General features: G+C 68.9%; 12 protein-coding genes. 6 read left to right on the forward strand and 6 right to left on the reverse strand.

The features are described from left to right. Positions 1-43 precede the first annotated feature (43 nt). From POL25_RS42060 to POL25_RS42070, 3 genes are all read right to left on the reverse strand, one after another. Positions 44-790 carry a hypothetical protein gene (locus tag POL25_RS42060; protein ID WP_272092087.1) on the reverse strand — a complete coding sequence of 249 codons (747 nt, stop codon included), beginning with the start codon at positions 788-790 and terminating at the stop codon, positions 44-46. A 121-nt stretch (positions 791-911) separates the two neighbouring features. Then, positions 912-1,925 (reverse strand): 3-deoxy-7-phosphoheptulonate synthase, encoded by a 1,014-nt coding sequence (aroF, locus tag POL25_RS42065; protein ID WP_272092088.1) that lies wholly within the window; start codon positions 1,923-1,925, stop codon positions 912-914. Between the two features lie 914 nt (positions 1,926-2,839). Then, complete coding sequence (locus POL25_RS42070) at positions 2,840-3,007, reverse strand: hypothetical protein (RefSeq protein ID WP_272092089.1); 168 nt, start codon at positions 3,005-3,007, stop codon at positions 2,840-2,842. A 339-nt stretch (positions 3,008-3,346) separates the two neighbouring features. Between POL25_RS42070 and POL25_RS42075 the strand changes: the two genes are divergently transcribed. Further along, positions 3,347-3,682, forward strand: coding sequence for a hypothetical protein (locus POL25_RS42075; protein WP_272092090.1), 336 nt, complete (start codon positions 3,347-3,349; stop codon positions 3,680-3,682). A gap of 821 nt (positions 3,683-4,503) precedes the next feature. Here the strand turns inward: POL25_RS42075 and POL25_RS42080 are convergent. Then, positions 4,504-4,746, reverse strand: a complete 243-nt coding sequence (locus tag POL25_RS42080) for an FAD-dependent oxidoreductase (RefSeq protein ID WP_272092091.1) — start codon at positions 4,744-4,746, stop codon at positions 4,504-4,506. A gap of 369 nt (positions 4,747-5,115) precedes the next feature. Here POL25_RS42080 and dbpA point away from each other — a divergent pair, with 369 nt between their 5' ends. Both dbpA and POL25_RS42090 read left to right on the forward strand, forming a co-directional pair. Next, complete coding sequence (gene dbpA / locus POL25_RS42085) at positions 5,116-6,531, forward strand: ATP-dependent RNA helicase DbpA (RefSeq protein ID WP_272092092.1); 1,416 nt, start codon at positions 5,116-5,118, stop codon at positions 6,529-6,531. Continuing rightward, complete coding sequence (locus POL25_RS42090) at positions 6,528-6,770, forward strand: VF530 family protein (RefSeq protein ID WP_272092093.1); 243 nt, start codon at positions 6,528-6,530, stop codon at positions 6,768-6,770. Before dbpA ends, POL25_RS42090 begins: the two co-directional genes overlap by 4 nt. A gap of 93 nt (positions 6,771-6,863) precedes the next feature. On the opposite strand, the gene POL25_RS42095 is transcribed toward POL25_RS42090, so the two are convergent. Further along, entirely contained in the window at positions 6,864-7,451 is a 588-nt protein-coding gene (locus POL25_RS42095; RefSeq protein WP_272092094.1) for a hypothetical protein, read from the reverse strand. 756 nt (positions 7,452-8,207) lie between these two features. Between POL25_RS42095 and POL25_RS42100 the strand changes: the two genes are divergently transcribed. Both POL25_RS42100 and POL25_RS42105 read left to right on the forward strand, forming a co-directional pair. Then, a complete protein-coding gene (locus POL25_RS42100) occupies positions 8,208-11,021 on the forward strand; it encodes a LodA/GoxA family CTQ-dependent oxidase (protein WP_272092095.1) in 2,814 nt (937 codons plus the stop codon). Beyond that, positions 11,021-12,082 (forward strand): tryptophan 7-halogenase, encoded by a 1,062-nt coding sequence (locus POL25_RS42105; protein ID WP_272092096.1) that lies wholly within the window; start codon positions 11,021-11,023, stop codon positions 12,080-12,082. The genes POL25_RS42100 and POL25_RS42105 overlap by 1 nt, the downstream gene beginning before the upstream one ends. Positions 12,083-12,107: 25 nt before the next feature. On the opposite strand, the gene roxB is transcribed toward POL25_RS42105, so the two are convergent. After that, on the reverse strand, positions 12,108-14,333 hold the full coding sequence (gene roxB, locus POL25_RS42110) for a rubber dioxygenase RoxB (protein ID WP_272092097.1): 2,226 nt from the start codon (positions 14,331-14,333) through the stop codon (positions 12,108-12,110). A 715-nt stretch (positions 14,334-15,048) separates the two neighbouring features. Here roxB and POL25_RS42115 point away from each other — a divergent pair. Next, complete coding sequence (locus tag POL25_RS42115; protein WP_272092098.1) at positions 15,049-16,326, forward strand: hypothetical protein; 1,278 nt, start codon at positions 15,049-15,051, stop codon at positions 16,324-16,326. Positions 16,327-16,358: the final 32 nt, after the last annotated feature.

The raw sequence follows: 16,358 nt of genomic DNA on the forward strand, positions 1-16,358 counted from the left end.
TTCGAGCGTTGTTCAGCGCGCGTGAGGCGCGGGCGCTGAAGGATCAGAGCTGAGCAACGAATTCGAGCTCGGTCTGTTGCTTCGTGTTGATGACCTTCGTGTGGACCGAACCGTCGTGAACATTAGCGACGGGTGCCGCGTAGGTCAGCACGTATCCGGCAGCCTCGCCTGCCCAAATTGACAGGTCTGCATGAAGTCGAGCGACCTTGGCTGGGCTGTCCACGCGAAGCGCGAGGTGCCATATGCTGTCGCCGCGGAAGGCCTGCGCAGTCATCTCACCCCCAGGCACGAAAGCTCGGCTCCGGGCGGCGTCCATGGGGCAGTTTGAGGCGGAACGGTGAATGTCGAAGAACTCCAGCATCAGATCCCGTTCACCCCGGCGGATCCAGACGCGCATGATCTCCGCATACGCGGCCACCCGCTGCTGAAACGAGTCGGACGCCGGGAAACGGTGCAACTTGCTCAGTCGGAGCACATCGCCGCCCCTGCGGCGCTCCGCCGCGTTGAGCGCCGCGAGCCACAGCGGAATGCTCGTCATCAGCATATCCAGCGGCTGGGAGACCTCGAATCCGACGTGACCGACATCGGTCGCGCTCGTCGCCTCGAGGGCCGCGCGCGCCATCGCTACACTGCCGTCAAAAAATTCACCAATCACCCGGTCAGCACGCAGGTGCTGCGTCGCCGACAGCGCAGACGTGAATTTTGCCCAGTCTTTTTGGAGGAGAAGCAGAAGGTCTCGCGTGGTCGAGACGCTCTTGCAGGCCAAGATCGCCTCGTGGAGCGAGAGCATGTGCTCCCCATGCGCATGGCATTCATGAAGATGCATCGTTTACGTCCGTGGAGAATGTTATTGCCTTCGTCGCCGGCATCCCGCTCGGGGCTGCCCGGCACTTCGGCTGGCTCCCTCAGGGTCAGATGGCCTGACCCATGAGGCCGGAGATCCGTCGCATGTCCCGCATCATGGTCTCGAACATCGAGAACGTGAGTGCCTGAGGCCCATCCGAAAGCGCCTTCGCGGGCTCCGGGTGCACCTCCACCATCACACCGTCGACCCCCACAGCCGCAGCGGCTCGCGCCAGCGGCGTCACGCCGCTCGCGTAACCCGTCCCGTGAGACGGGTCGACGATGACTGGCAGGTGCGTTCGTTCGCGGAGAAGCGGGATGATCCCGAGATCCAGCGTGTTACGCGTCTCGGTCTCGAAAGTCCGGATGCCACGCTCGCACAGGATCACGTTGTTGTTGCCGCGGGCAACGATGTACTCGGCGGCCATGAGCCATTCCTTGAGCGTCGAAGACAAACCACGCTTGAGCATCACGGGCAGACGAAGGTCTCCGACCCGCTCGAGGAGCGAATAGTTCTGCATGTTGCGTGCGCCGATCTGCAGAACGTCGGCGTATCGGGCCACCAGAGGCAGCGTCTCGGTGTCCTTGACTTCGGTGACGATCGGGAGCCCGGTCTCGGCCCGCGCTTCCGCAAGCAACTCCAGCGCCTGTTCGCGAAGGCCCTGGAATTCGTACGGACTCGTGCGTGGCTTGAATGCGCCTCCGCGGAGTGCGTGCGCGCCGCACTTCTTCACGTGGCGCGCAGTAGCGAGCACCTGCTTCCGCGTCTCGACCGAGCACGGCCCTGCAATGACACACAAAGAGCCGTCGCCGACCCGAGCCGTCCCAAGATCGACAACCGTCGTCTGGGGCTTCACGTCCCTGCTCACGAGCTTATATGGCTGCGAGGTGGGCTGGGTGGAATCGACGCCATCGAGGCGAGTAATGTAGGACTCGTCGAGCTTCTTCGTATCGCCTACGACGGCAATGGCGGTCCTGTCAGTGCCGGCAATGACATGGGGCAGGAATCCCATGTTCCGGACCGTGTGGTTGAGCGATTCGATCTGCTCCGTTGTCGCTGCGGGATTTAAAATAATCAACATGGTTCCGACCAGGTGTTACGTGCGAGTTGAAAGTTCGGGAAGACTAGGAGAGACGCGATAGGAGACAAGGGGTAGAGACGGATGAGCAACGTCACTGTCGCGCCGGGAGGCTCCGCAGATTCACGGCGGGGAATGCCTCGCAGGCCCGCAGAACGACCTCTGCGTCGAAGCAAACTGCGGACGTGTACCCACGCCCGCGGAACTTCTGGCAAAGAGCCGCAATAGGATGTGAGTGAGTGAGTGGTGAGTGAGTAAGTGAGTAAGTGAGTAAGTGAGTAAGTGAGTAAGTGAGTAAGTGAGTAAGTGAGTAAGTGAGTAAGTAAGTAAGTAAGTAAGTAAGTAAGTAAGTAAGTAAGTAAGTAGCAGATGAAGCGTTTGGTCTCCGGGAGGCCGAGCAAGATGCAACCGGGAGGCCGAACGCGACTTTTACTGAAGTCATCTGGACGTTCTGGCACTGCCGCCGCCGAATCCGCGCAGCATGACAAAGGTTCAGAGACCCCTGTCTGTCACCACGACGGCGCTATCAGGAGTTTGTCCTCGTCGGCGTTGGGCGCTCGTCGGTACGGTGGGGGGCAGACGATTGGATGCGAATCAGCGCTGAGCACGACATGGTCATCTCCGCAGCGCGACCGATCCGTCATCGAAATCGGCGTCCCCGTTCGCCCGTCGACCAGGCACCCGCCCCTGGCAACCAGTCTTCGTAAGAAGAGGCCCCCTCCGAGCGGTTCGCGCAACGTCCCACGACCCGGGACCGACGCCGTCCCTGGATCTCCGGAAGATCCCCGTCTGTCCGCCGGTCGGATGGTCCGAGGGGAGGCCGGCGATCTGGAAGCCGCGATGTGCGTTGCCCGCGTTGTCCAGCCCGCCGACGGGGCGAAGATTGTCGGTAGGTGGCGCCGAGGGCGAGCGCCTCGTCAGTCGCAGGAGTCGCAGACGCCGTCGACGTGGCAGCCGCATTGCGTGGCGCCGGTCTCCGGGGCCATTCCGCCCTTCACCTGGCACAGCTCGTCCGCGCCGAGCGTGCGAAACTCGAACTTGGGCAGCTTCTCCTCGTCGTCTCTCTGCTTCGTTGTCTTAAGCATGGTCCAATCCATTGAGTTCAGTTCAGTTCAATTTAATGTAAGTCGGTGCGAGGGCTCGTTCGCCCGGTCCCGCGCACGATCGCCGCTACCCGGAGGCGCGGCGGCCGTGGCGGGGCCGCTTGCGACGGTGTGCCTCTGACTCGGCACCGTCGCCGCGGGTTTCGCGGACGCCACCGAAATGATTCACCAGCACATCACCGCCGAACCCGCGACCGTAGCGACGCACCATGACGCACACGTCATGGCGAACCGCCACGGAGCACCACCGCACCGCGGTGCACGAGGGCGACGGGATGTCGGCTGGAAGGCGCATCAATAAGCTCTCTCAGGCGAAAGCAAGTGAGTAAGGAAGTCAAGAATGCCCCGGAAGGACGCGCCGGCCCGAGCGTCTACAGTGACGACCAGGCCGGTCGAACTCTTGTAGCAGCGGCACCTGACCTTGCCAATAGTTTCGCCAGGATTTTTCGCGTGATCGCAGTGAACGGGTCCGCGCAGACCCGTGAATTGCGTTCATGCGACGGCGCTTTTGAAAAGACGCCAATCGACGTCCGCCAGCGGTCCTATGCATGGAGAAACTCCGGCCGCGCCCGAACTATGCCCAATCATTTTTGCCCGTCCTCCTTACATTCGCCGCGCGACACGGTGCGCGCGTTCATCGGAGCCGCTCAGGTGTGACCACCTCGACCGCCGACTTCGCCGCGCTGGCTCACTCGCCGAACCTCCCTGCCGCTGAAACCCGCCGGACGACCCCGGCGACGGGCGGCCTCGATCGCTCGTAGAAGCGCGCCAGGGTCGGTCTGCGGCCCGCCCGAGCGACCACGACGCTTGAACTCAGCTTCGCCGGCCTGGCTGCCGCGAGCGAGGCCGACGGCGAACGCGCGAGTGCGCAGCCGCGGGGCTCGTGCACCTGCGCGCGGCACGGCTGGAGGAGGCGCGGGCCGACATCTCGCGTGCACACGAGCTGTGGCCGACCCGGCCGGACGTCGCGCTGCTCGCGGCCGAAATGGCCGAGCGCGACGGCGACCTCCGCCGCGCCGAGCAGATCCTCGCGCGCGCGATCGTGAAGGAGGGCGCGTGGGCACGGGCGTGCCAGGACCGGTTGCTCGAGCTCATGCGCGCACGCGGCGGGAAAAAGGTCGATCTCGATCGCACGATCGCGCGCTCGACCGCGAGTGGAAGGACGAACGGATTACAGAGGTGCTCGCCGCGCGGGCCGCTGCGCCGAAGCCCCTCGCGCCGTTCGAGCTCGACCTGCGCGGCGGCGGCCGAATCACGAGCGACTCGCTGCGTCGTGCGGTCCGCCTACCGGCCGATTTTCCCCTGCGGTACCGGGGCAATGCAATCCGGCAGATTATACCGGAGCATTACCTTCCGGTGGGGCGATGCCCCAACTCCACACGAGCGCGCCCAGATCGGCGAGATACCGAACCTCACGGCGTCATTCGTCCGCGATGAGCACCGGGACGAACAGCGCCCGCACGCGCGTCACAAGTCGGTCATGGTCCGCGTCGCGCGAAGGCCGGTCCCCCGAAGTGCTCGACCGCCGCGAACCGCTGCGACGAAGATAACGAGAACGACGGCGGGGTCCCGTCGCGCGAGAGGAAGCCGTGGACCGCGCGCGAGGCGTCGTTCCGGTGGTCCCCGCCCTCGCACACGAGCACGCTGCGGACGCTGCGTCCGAGTACGAGCGCCGCGCTGAGCCCCGCAGGCCCGCCGCCGATCACGATTACGTCGTACATGCCATTCGAGGATGGTCGCAGACCGTTGCATCGGCAAGGACCGCCGGGCCTCTGGCGCCCGACCTGACAATCGACATTCAGCCGCGTTCGGTGCCAATCACGCGTCCAAGGTATTTCCCCGTCCGAGATCCGACAGCGTGACGCATGTCCTTTCATCATGAATCCTCCCGAGGAAATCCGGGGCGAGTCCGCCGGGCTCGCGGCGGTTCGAGCCGACGACCCTCGATCGGCCCCTGGATGCGCGCATCACGGCCGCGCATCACGGCCGCCCGCGCGCTCTCCCCCACGCGCGGACGGCCGTGAGCCAGGCGCCTCGGGCTTGCGGGGGGCCTGCCCGCTGGGCTAGGGTGCGCGCCGCCTCGGCGGAGCATGACGGAGACGACGACAACGCCAGAACCGCCGGCAGCCGCGCTGCAGGAGACCTTCGCCGCGCTCCCGCTGGCGCCGCCGCTGGCCCAGGCGCTCGCGGTGCTCGGCCTGACGCACATGACGCCGGTCCAGGCGCACGCGCTGCCGAGCCTGCTCGAAGCCAGGGACGTCATCGCCCAGGCGCGCACCGGCAGCGGCAAGACCGTCGCGTTCGGCCTGGCCGCGCTGGCCCGCGTCGAAGTCGACCTGGCCCACGTGCAGGTGCTCGTGCTCTGTCCGACCCGGGAGCTCGCCGATCAGGTAAGCACCGTCCTCCGGCGCCTCGCGCGGTTCATCGCCAACCTGCGGGTCGTGACCCTGTGCGGCGGCGTGCCGGTGCGCACACAGAAGCCGGCGCTGCAGACCGCTCCCCACGTCGTCGTCGGCACCCCGGGGCGGATCCTCGATCACCTGGCGCGGGGCAACCTCGAGCTGTCCGACCTGCGCGTCCTGGTGCTCGACGAGGCCGACCGCATGCTCGACATGGGCTTCCTCGAGCCCATCACCGCGGTCGTCGAAAAGACCCCGAGCTCGCGGCAGACCCTGCTGTTCTCGGCGACCTACCCCGAGGACATCCGGGCGCTGAGCCGCCGGCTGCAGCGCAGCCCCGTGGCCGTCACCGTCGACAACGTCGTCAGCCGCGCCGACATCGAGCAGACTTTCTTCGCGGTCGAGCCGGCCCGCAAGCTCGACGCCCTCGCCGCCTTGCTGTCGCAGCACCGCCCCGAATCGGCGCTGGTGTTCTGCCACACCCGCAACGATGTCCGCGAGGTCAGCGCCCAGCTCGCCGGGCGCGGCTTCTCGGTGCTGGCGCTGCACGGCGAGCTGGAGCAGCGCGAGCGCGACGAGGTGCTGCTGCGCTTCGCCAACAAGAGCTGCGCCGTGCTGGTGGCGACCGACGTCGCGGCCCGCGGCCTCGACATCCGGGAGCTCGCGGCCGTCGTCTCGTGGGAGCTGCCCACCGATCCCGACGTGCACCTGCACCGGATCGGCCGCACCGGCCGCGCCGGGCACAAGGGGCGGGCGCTGGCGCTGTGCTCGCCGTACGAGCGCGAGCGGGTCGCGGCGATCGAGCGCGCGCAGGCGGCCCCGGTCCGCTGGGAATCATTGCCCAGGTCCGACGGCGACCGACCGACGCGGCCGCCGATGACGACCCTCGTCATCGAGGGCGGCCGACAGGACAAGCTGCGCGCCGGCGACCTGCTCGGGGCGCTCACCGGCGACATCGGCCTCCCGGGCGAGGTCGTCGGCAAGATCGACATCCTGGCGCGCCACACCTACGTGGCGATCCGCAGCGACCGGGCCGAGCTGGCCTTGAAGGGGCTGCGCGCCGGCAAGATCAAGGGCCGGTCGTTCCGCGCCCGGGTGCTGAAGTGACGACGACCCCCAAGCCCAAAGATCCGCTGCACGGCATCACCCTCGAGGCCATGGTCAACGACCTGGTGGCCTTCTTCGGCTGGGAAGAGCTCGGCCAGCAAATCTCGATCCGCTGCTTCACCAGCGAGCCGAGCGTGCCGTCGAGCCTCAAGTTCCTGCGCAAGACCCCCTGGGCCCGCGAGAAGGTCGAGAGCCTTTACCTCTTCGTCCAGCGCGAGCGCCGGCGGCAGGGGCTGTAGGCGCGCCTGGCCGCGGCCTTCGCCGGCGTCTCGACCGCCGCTGCACGGCGCAAGCCGGTGGGCAGGTGGACGCCGCAGGGCTCGCGGGTGGGCTCAGGAGGTGGGCGGCCCCTCGGGGGGGGTCAGCAGGTTCCCGGGCAGGAAGCCCGGGCACCGGTTCTGCACGCGCTGGCACGCCTCACCGAGCTCGGGCTCCGGGCTCGGCATCTTGCCCTGGTAGTTCTTGATGTTGCCGCAATCGAGCTCTTTGTAGAGCGCCTCGAGCTCGGTGACGACCTCCTCCATGCACGCATCGAGCTCGCCGATCGTCGTCGCGCAGGTGTCCCAGGCCAGCTCACAGCCTTTTCCGCCCGCCTCGACCGCGCCGGGCTCCTCGGGCGAGCCGAGGCACTCGTCGCGCGCGGTGACGCAGGCGTCGACGCTGCCGTCGCCCAGCGTGCCCGCGATCAGGATGCCCTGCAGCGAACACAGCGCGCGTCGCACGTCGTCTGGCGTGATCTCTCGCGCGACGAAGGCAGCGGCGCCCTCGCAGAGCTGCTGTTGCTCGGCCGCGGTCAGGTCGGAGACCTTCTTGTTCACGGGCAGCTCGGAGATGGCGGAGTTGGCGGTCGCGCCGTCCTCCTTGCAACCTGACAGACTGAGCAGACCGACGAGCAGCAGCGGAGAAATCCTGGCGATCATGGTCCGCGACTATGCGCAGCTTCGCCGAGGGTGCAACCACGCGAAGCATGCGTCCGGGCGAGCCGCTGGACGCTGCGATGCACAGGCGTCGGGAGCGCCGCGAAGCGCGGGACCTCTGCTCGTTGTCCCGTCGAGGGTGTCGAGCACGAGACGCGTCGAATGCATCGAGTGCATCGAGACGGCTCGTTGAGCTCGGCGCCGGGGCCGATGCCCGAGCACGGGACGCGCGAGGGATCGGGCGCCCAGCAGCACGGCTTCCGCGAGGCCAGCGCAGAGCGCAGCAACTTCGTGGCGGGCTCGAGGTCCCGCGCACTCGGCCCCTGGTGCGCGGTCGTACAGGGCCCAGCGCAGGCGGACCCGTCGCGTCGCTCGGTCCAGCCCCTCGGCCGCGGCAGAGCGCGAGCGCGAGCGGACGGGCGGTGGACGTGCTCGCCAGTCACCGCGATCCACAGGACCAGCGATTTGCGGCGCGGCCGGGGCCCGTGCGTCGAGCTCGTGCGGGCGAACGACGGTCGTCCCTCGTTCGCTCTCCGACGACTGCTCCCATCGCGCGAATACACCGTTTTTATCGACAATGAGCATTAACGCGATATCCCGGGGCGCTGGATCGTGGACACGCCATTGTCAGGTCGCCGGGTCCTGGTGTACCGTCCCCGGCGAAAAGAGGTGATGATGCCCGCGCCCGGTGAATTCAGCCCTCCTGCGCCTCCCTGCGACTGTGACAACGATCCGATCGGCGGCCTCGAGCGAATGTTCGTGCGATTCGCCCAAAATCGGGCCCTCGCCACCGGCCGCGATCCCGCGACGCGCCCGGTCTTCCTGCGGCTGCACGGCGTCGCGTTCGGGCGCTTCGAGATCAGCCCGGACTTGCCGGAGGAGCTACGGGTCGGCCTATTCGTGCCGGGCGCGTCCCACCGCGCGTGGGTCCGCTTCTCGAGCGACCTCCAGCCGGGGCGGCCGGATCTCGGCGGCACTCTGGGCATCGGTATCAAGCTGTTCGATGTCGAAGGTCCGAAGCTGCTCGAGCCCGACACCGAGGCGCGGACGCACGACTTCATCCTGCAGAATCACCCGGTCTTCTTCGTCGATGACGCCGCCAAGATGTGCGCGTTCACCTGCGCCTCGCTGAACGGTCAGCTCGACGCGTGGCTGGCCGACAACCCGGTGACCGCCCAGATCCTGAAGGACATGGAGAAGAAGGTCGATTCGGCGCTGGACTCGCCGTATTGGAGCGTCCTGCCGTACAGCTTCGGCCAGCGGCACGTCAAGTACAAGCTGGTGCCCGAGGCTGCCGGCGAGGGTCCGCCGGTCGACGTCGCGGATCCGACCTACCTGCGCGCCGACCTCCACCGGCGTATGGCCGCCGGCGAGGCCCGCTTCGGGTTCTACGTGCAATTGAAGCAGGCGGACATGCCGCTCGATCGCGCGACCGTGGAATGGTCGGAGCGCGAGAGCCCGCCGGTGCGCGTCGGCACCCTGGTGCTCCCGCAGCAGGACCTCGACGCCCGCGGACAATCGGCGTACGGCGAGAACCTGGCCTACAACCCATGGCACGCCCTGCCCGCCCACGCGCCGGCCGGCAGCATCTCCGACGCGCGCCGGGTCGTCTACCGCGCCTCTGCCGACAATCGCCGCGACGTCAATGGCCAGCCGCGCGGCGAGCCGACCGCGCCGCGGCCCGACACCTGGGACGGCGGTCGTCCGTACCCCACCGCCGTCGATCGCCGGATCGTGCGCGCGGCCATCCACCCTGCGATCGGCATCGCCCGCGTCGGCAACAGCGAGCATGAATTCCTCTACGGCCCCGAGGTCGTCGACGCACCGCCCGCGCCCGTGGGGGCCTGGCGCGACTCGACCGGGGCGTTCAAGCGGCAGGCCGCGCGCTTCCGGATCTACGGCTACAACGCCGCCGGCGACGTCGTCGGCGAGATCACCGCCAACACCGCCGACATCACGTGGCGGGTCCACGTCGCCAATCACAAGGCCGCCTGGTACCAGTGGCAGATGGCGCTCGACATCCCCGAGGCGGAGGCCCTGGCGCTGCCGCTGCGGAACGCCGGCGTGAAGCCGGCCGATCGCGCGGAGCTCGTGATCGACGGCGGTCCGGTCGAGGTCCGCGGCGTGTCCACCGTCGGCTCGACGATCGACGGCGAATTCCAGGGCACCCCGGTTCGCCTCGGCCAGCTCCGCACCGACGAGGTCGGCCGCCTGGTGTTCCTCGGGGGCCATGGCACTTCCGCCTCGCCGACCAACCAACCGATCTACAATGACAAGATCCCGACGACCTTCATCAACGCCGACGGTTGGTATGACGACACCTCCGACGGCCCCGTCACCGCGACCGTCCGCATCGAGGGCGCCGAGATCCCCGTCGAGGGCGCCTGGGTCGTCACCGCGCCGCCGGACTACGGTCCCGGGGTCCTCGGCGTCCGCACGCTGCACGATCTGCTCGTCGATATGTACGTGCAAGCGGGCTGGCAGGCGGCGCCGCGCGACATCACCTTCAAGCACGACGTGTGGCCGCTGCTGCGCCGCCTGACCGGCTTACAGTGGAACAATCGCGGCTTCGCGGTCGCGTACGGGGCCGGCTCGCGGCTCGACTTCGACGATCGGGCCTTCGCCGCCGAGCTCGCGTGGAGGCCGGCGCCAGACGGCTACGATCGCAACCAGGAGCTCCGGCGGCAGATCGCCAATTGCTTCCGCCCGTCGAGCCCGACGGACGGCAATCAGCTGCCCTGGCCGTGGCTCTACGGCGACGCGATGGAGTCGGTGGCGATCGACAACCCGCGGCAGAACGCCACGATCACGCGGACGCAGGAGCAGGTCCTGGCGAAATGGGTCGCGGGGGAGTTCGTCGATGATTTCGCGGCCGCGCTGCCGACGTACGCCGCGATCGAGCAGGTGCCGCTGGCCGAACAGCCGGCGATGCTCGACCGTGCGTCGCTCGAGCACGCGCTCGCCGACGCCTTCCACCCCGGCTGCGAGGTGACCTGGCCGGTCCGCCACCTGACGATGTTCGCCCGGCCGTTCCGGATCCGTCAGCGCCCGGCGGGCACCCCGGCGCCGGATTACGGCCCGAAGCTGACGCAGCCGGTGGCGCTCGGCCCGGACGGCCCGCTGTACGAGCAAGGTCCGGGCGACCTCACGCGCTGGATGGGGCTGCCATGGCAAGCCGACACTGCGTTCTGCCGCGCCGGCTACGACGAGCACTACGACCCCTTCATCCCCAGCTTCTGGCCGGCGCGGGTGCCCAACCAGGTGCTCACGCTCGAGCAATACCGCGTGCTCATGGACAGCTCGCAACCACTCGAGACCCGGCGCGACGCCTTCGCCGCGCGCACCGACTGGAACGCGCGCCTCAGCGGCGACGCGCCGGCGCAGATGAAACAGATGGTCCATGAATTCCAGGAGATGGGGCTGCTCGAGGTGCAGCCGGGTCCGAGCGACATCCCGGGCGTGCCGGCTCAGCTCCGCGTCGCCACGGGCGGCCGCCCCGCCCCGCTGAAGGGCGTGGCCGAGAAGCTCCAGCCGCACGAATGGCCGGTGCCCGTCCACAAGCCGGCGCGGTGATGAGCGAAGTCGCCGTCATCGGCGCGGGGCCGGCCGGCGCGCTCGCGGCAGGGCTGCTCGCGCGCGCCGGGCTCGCCGTGACGCTGATCGATCCGCGGCCCGAGGGCTTCCGGATCGGTGAAGGGCTCCCCCCGGCCGCCCGGCCCCTGCTGCAGGCGCTCGGGCTCCTGCCGCTGGGCGGCACCCTGCCCGGCCACGGGACCCTCTCCGCGTGGGGTAGCGATGACCTCGGCGTGTACGATCATATCGGCGGGCCGTACGGGCCCGGGTGGATCCTCGACCGCGCACGATTCGACGACGGCCTGCGCCGCTGGGCCTGCGAGGGCGGCGCGGTGCTGCGAATCGCCCGCCTCGTCGGCGCCGCCCCGCGCGGCGACGAGGCCCTCGAATTGCGCCTCGACGACGGCACCCTCCTGGTGCCCGCATTCGCGATCGACGCCTCGGGTCGGCCGGCCGTGCTCGCCCATCGGCTCGGCGCGACGCGGACCTGCATCGATGCGCTCGTGGCGACCTACATCCGCTGCCGCCCCGGCGTCCCCGGCGACCGCGACACCCGCGTGCTCGTCGAGGCCGCGGCGTACGGCTGGTGGTACACGGTGCGGGTGCCCTCGGGCGAGCGGGTCGTCGCCCTGCTCCGCGATCACGCGCCGGGCAGCAGCTCGGCGCGCGCCGAGTTCGAGTCGCAACTGAGGAGCACGCGCTTCGTCGCCGCCACTCTGGCGGCGCACGCCTACCAGCCGCTCGAGGCCCCTCGCGGCGCGGACGCGCGGACCGGCCGGCTATCTCATGTCTTTGGGGACAGGTGGCTCGCGGTCGGTGACGCGGCCTTCTCGGTCGATCCGCTGTCGTCGCAGGGCCTCGTCGATGCCCTGCTCACCGCCGATGCCGCCGCGAAGGCCGTCGTCGCGGCCCTCGACGGCGACCGCGGCAGGCTGCCGGCGTATGGCGAGCACGCCTGCCGGCTCTACGAGCGCTACCTCGAGCACCGCTCGGCCACTTACGCCCGCGAGCGTCGGTGGCCCGACGCACCCTTCTGGCAGCGCCGTCACGGACCGCCTTGACGGCAGCGGCCCCGACGGCGCCCTGTCACAGCGTCTTGAGGTACTCGAGGATCGCCAGCCGCTCCTCGTCGGTGAGCACCGCCGTGAACTCGTGGCCTTCGTTGCCCTGGCCGTGCATGTGCGTGTTGTAGATCTTGCGCTCCTCCATCTGCTTCTCGGTGAGGATCGGCGGATAGAGGATGTTCCACACCCCGATGAAGTTCGAATACAGCGTGCCGAGGAGCAGCTGCACCAGCGGGTCGTTGTCGCTGCCGGGCACACAATCGATGTACGGCGACACGTCGGGCTGGTTCAGGCCCTTCATCTCGCACGCGATCTCCTGGTAGTACCAGCCGACCCGTTCGGCGTCGAAGGCGGTGAGGCTGGTGTCGTAGCCCATCACCACATCGCCCGCCTGATCGGGCCGGGGCGGCGTCGAAAGTCGCAGCCAGATGTTCTTGCGCGCCGCGGGCTGCAAGATCTCCCAGATGTTGGGCACCGACCCGTTGTGGAGGTACGGCGCCGTCGCCCACACCCCGTGGAGCGGCGGCGCGAGGTAGCCGAGCTCGCGATCGCCGCGCAGGTCCTCGCGGTTCTGCGGGCCGCAGTCCTGGTCGGTGCCCGCGGTCTCGGGGTAGCCGAAGAAGTTCTTCGCGCCGGCCACCTGCACCGCCTCGTTGTTGGTCTCCATGCGCACCGGGTCGGTGCCGATGACGTCGAGCGGGGTGATGTAGCTGGCCACGCCCTCGAGCTCCGGCCGGGCCAGCCACGCCAGGTCGTTGAAGAAGCGCGGCGCGTAGGCCCCGTGGCAGCTCGAGCACGAGCCGTTGCCGGCCTTGGGGTTTTTGATCGGGTTCTTGCGCTCCGGCGCCCACAGGTCGAGCGTGTGGAAGTGGACGGCGCCGCTGCTCGCCAGCCCCTCGTCGATGGCGAACGGATAGCGGGGCGCCTTGAGCGTCACGATCCAGTCATTCGCGTCGGGGGCGTGCTGGCGCATCCAGTCCTGCCCGGACTCGCTGAGCTGACCGAGGATGCCGCCGAAGAGGCCGAAGAACGGGGTGTAGAACACCATGTCGACGCGCGGCGCGTCCATCGGGAACGTCCCGTCGACGAACTTCAACGCGCGGTGGCCCATGTTCCACCACGACGGCGTGTTCATGCCCGCGGTCGATCCGGAGGTGAGCACGCCCCATAGTGTCTGTAGATCGAACCCCTCCTCGTCGGGGAACAAAAAGGCGAGGTTCACGTCGCTGGCGTTGTTGACCCCGCGGGTGCGGTTGAGGTTGGCGATCGTCGCCGCCGAGGCGAGGTAGCCGAGCGGGAGCATGTCGCGCAGGAAGAGGTTGTGATCGGCGAGCGGGCTGCCGCTGCCGAGCATCAGCCCGAGGCCGGGGCCGTCCTCCGCGGCGCCGATGCTGCCGGAGTGGCAGCCCTGGCAGGTGATGCCGATCTTGCCGGTCCACGTGCCGTCGGGCCCGCGCAAGTGCGTGAAGAACTGCGGCAGCCGACCCGAGCCGCCGTTGGTGAGGTTCGGATCCTCGCCCGGCAGCGGATACGGGTTCGGCGTCGATCCGAACGGCGCGCCGTAGCGCTGCGACACCAGCTCGTCGAAGTTGTCGGGCCGCGATTGGAAGCCCCAGATCTGCCAGAGCTTGTTGAACTGGGTCGCCGGAAACGTGGCGATGCCGAAGCCCGCCGTGATGTCCTGCGGCTCGGTCCCCGAGAACAGCGCGCCCGAGCCGATCGAGCTCGGCGTCAGCAGGGCGCTGCCCCGCTTGGCGCGCTCGCGCAGCTCGCCGCAGGTCCTGGCCGCGCCGACCTCCTGCACGAGCTCCGGGTCGACGTGGCAGTCCTTCCAGAACGCGTTGAAGGCGACCGCCCGGCCATCGCTGACGCCCGGCTGCACCATCGCCCGCGGGTCCTCGGGCAGCACGGTGTCGTCCGGCTGGCACTGGCAGAAGTCCCACAGCGCCCAGCCGCCGTGGCTGCTCCACAGCAATTCGTCGGCGGCCGGCGGCGTGGCGTCGAAGTAGGGCTCGACGTAATAGGGGCTCGAAGCGTCGCAGCCCGCCGGCTCGCCGCCGCTGCTGCTGCTGCTGTCGCTGCTGCCCTCGCTGCTGCTGCCGTCGCCGCTGTTGGGCTCGCCCGTGGTCGGCACCACCCCGTCCGTGGTGGTGCTCCCGCCCCCGGCGGTGTCCCCCGTGGTGGGCCCCTCGCCGGTGCCGGTGGTCTCGGCAGGCGGCGTGTCAACGCACCCGAACGCGGGCAGCAACGAGGTGGCGAGAGCGATGGAACAGCGTGATGCGGTGCGTTTCGAGCGAAACATCGAGGGCCTCCCCGGGCGTGCAGGTCATGCGTCCGAGCCCGCTCGACCCCATCGATCGACGCGCCACCGGAATATCCCGCAAGGTAGAGGGTCGATTATTTTTTTACAACACATTAAAAAATTCGACGAGATGTGGCCTTCATGACCCAATGAACCAAAGACGCCTCGAAATTTTGAACAGGTTTTAAAAATTTTTCCCCGAGCCTGTGCGAGCCGACCAGGCACGGCGGAGCCCGCTCGACAGCGTCGACCGCCGAGCTGCGAGGCCATGACGACCGCTTCGGGCTCGGGACCCGGGCGTCTCGTGCACCCCGAGCCGTCGGCGCGTCCTCGCCGGCGCGACGGGCCATGAGTCAGCGTTCGATGGCACGACGGGCGCGGCCCCCGAAGCTCGCAGGCCGGTGCCAGCGGGCGCCGCGGCGGCCTCACGAGCCGCGCTCTGCCCCGCGGCCTCGGGGTCGGGCGTGGCGCCGACGCTGCTCGGCGTCACCGACATCCGAGCGCGGCCGGATACTTCCACGCGCGCGGACGACGGCGTGTGGCCGCGCCCACGTTCGTGCGGGGCGCCAGGTTGCCGGTCTGGAAGGACCGTACACCCTCCCAGGATTCGGGAGGTGTGTTCATGCGAGTGGCGAGGCGAGCGCTGATCATCGCGGCAATCATGGGAGCGTGCGGCGACGACCGCTCCGCGCGTGAATCCATGGAGCTGCGCAGCTGGGACGCGGAGATCGAGGTTCACCGCAGCGATTTGTTCGTGCGCGGCCAGGCGATCTTCCGCGACGACACGATGGGCAGCGAGAGCTTCTGGGGCGGCAAGCTGCGGCTCCACCACGCGATCGCGGGCGAGCTCCACGGCGGCGTCGGCCCGGGGCTGACGGCGGCGCTGGCGGTCAAGAGCGGCCTGAAGGTCGACCGCGACCGACTCTGGCCGATGATCGTCCAGGGCATCCAGGACGATGCGCTCGACCTCGAAAGCGTCGACACCACCCTCGATCTACTGCGGCGAGACGCGATCGTCGGCCTGCGCGCGACCTTCGCCGGCGAACAGCTGACATCGCTCGGCATCACCTGCGCGCTGTGCCATTCGACGGTCGACGACTCGCTGGCCGAGGGCATCGGCCGCCGCCTCGACGGCTGGCCCAACCGCGACCTCGACGTCGGCGCGATCGTGGCGATGGCCCCCGACCTGGGGCCCCTGGTCGACATCCTCGGGCTCGACGCCGCGGCGATCCGCAGCGTGCTGCGCAGCTGGGGCCCCGGCAAGTACGACGCCGAGCTCCTACTCGACGGCAAGGCCTTCCGCCCCGACAAGCGCTCGGCCGCGACGCTGATCCCTGCCGCCTACGGGCTCGCGGGGCAGAACCTCCACACGTACACGGGCTGGGGCTCGGTGCCGTACTGGAACGCGTACGTCGCCAACACCCAGATGCACGGCCAGGGCACGTTCCGCGACCCTCGCCTGGCCGACCCCGCCAAGTTCCCCCTGGTGGCCAAGACCGGCTGGGACGACAAGCGCGACGCGGTCGACAAGATCACGCCGACGCTCGAGGCGCTGCATTATTATCAACTGTCGATCCCGCCGCCGACCCCGCCCGAAGGCTCGTACTCGGCCGAGGCGGCGGAGCGCGGCGCTGCGCTGTTCGCAGGCAAGGCGAATTGCGCAAGGTGCCACGTGCCGCCGCTGTTCTCGGAGCCGGGCTGGGCGATGCACACCGGCGCGGAGATCGGGATCGACGAGTTCCAGGCGCTGCGCTCGCCGGACGAGCGCTACCGGACGACCCCGCTGCGCGGCCTGTGGGCGCGCATGAAGGGCGGCTTCTACCACGATGGCCGATTCGCGGACCTCGGCGCGGTCATCGATCATTACGAACCAGTGCTCGGGTTCGTCTTGACGCTCGACGAGCGGGCCGATCTGATCGAGTACCTGAAGTCGATCTAGCGCGAGCGCCGGCGGCAAGGGATAAAGACGCG

The organism is Nannocystis bainbridge, from assembly GCF_028368995.1.
In the GTDB taxonomy this organism is placed as follows: Bacteria; Myxococcota_A; Polyangia; order Nannocystales; family Nannocystaceae; genus Nannocystis; species Nannocystis bainbridge.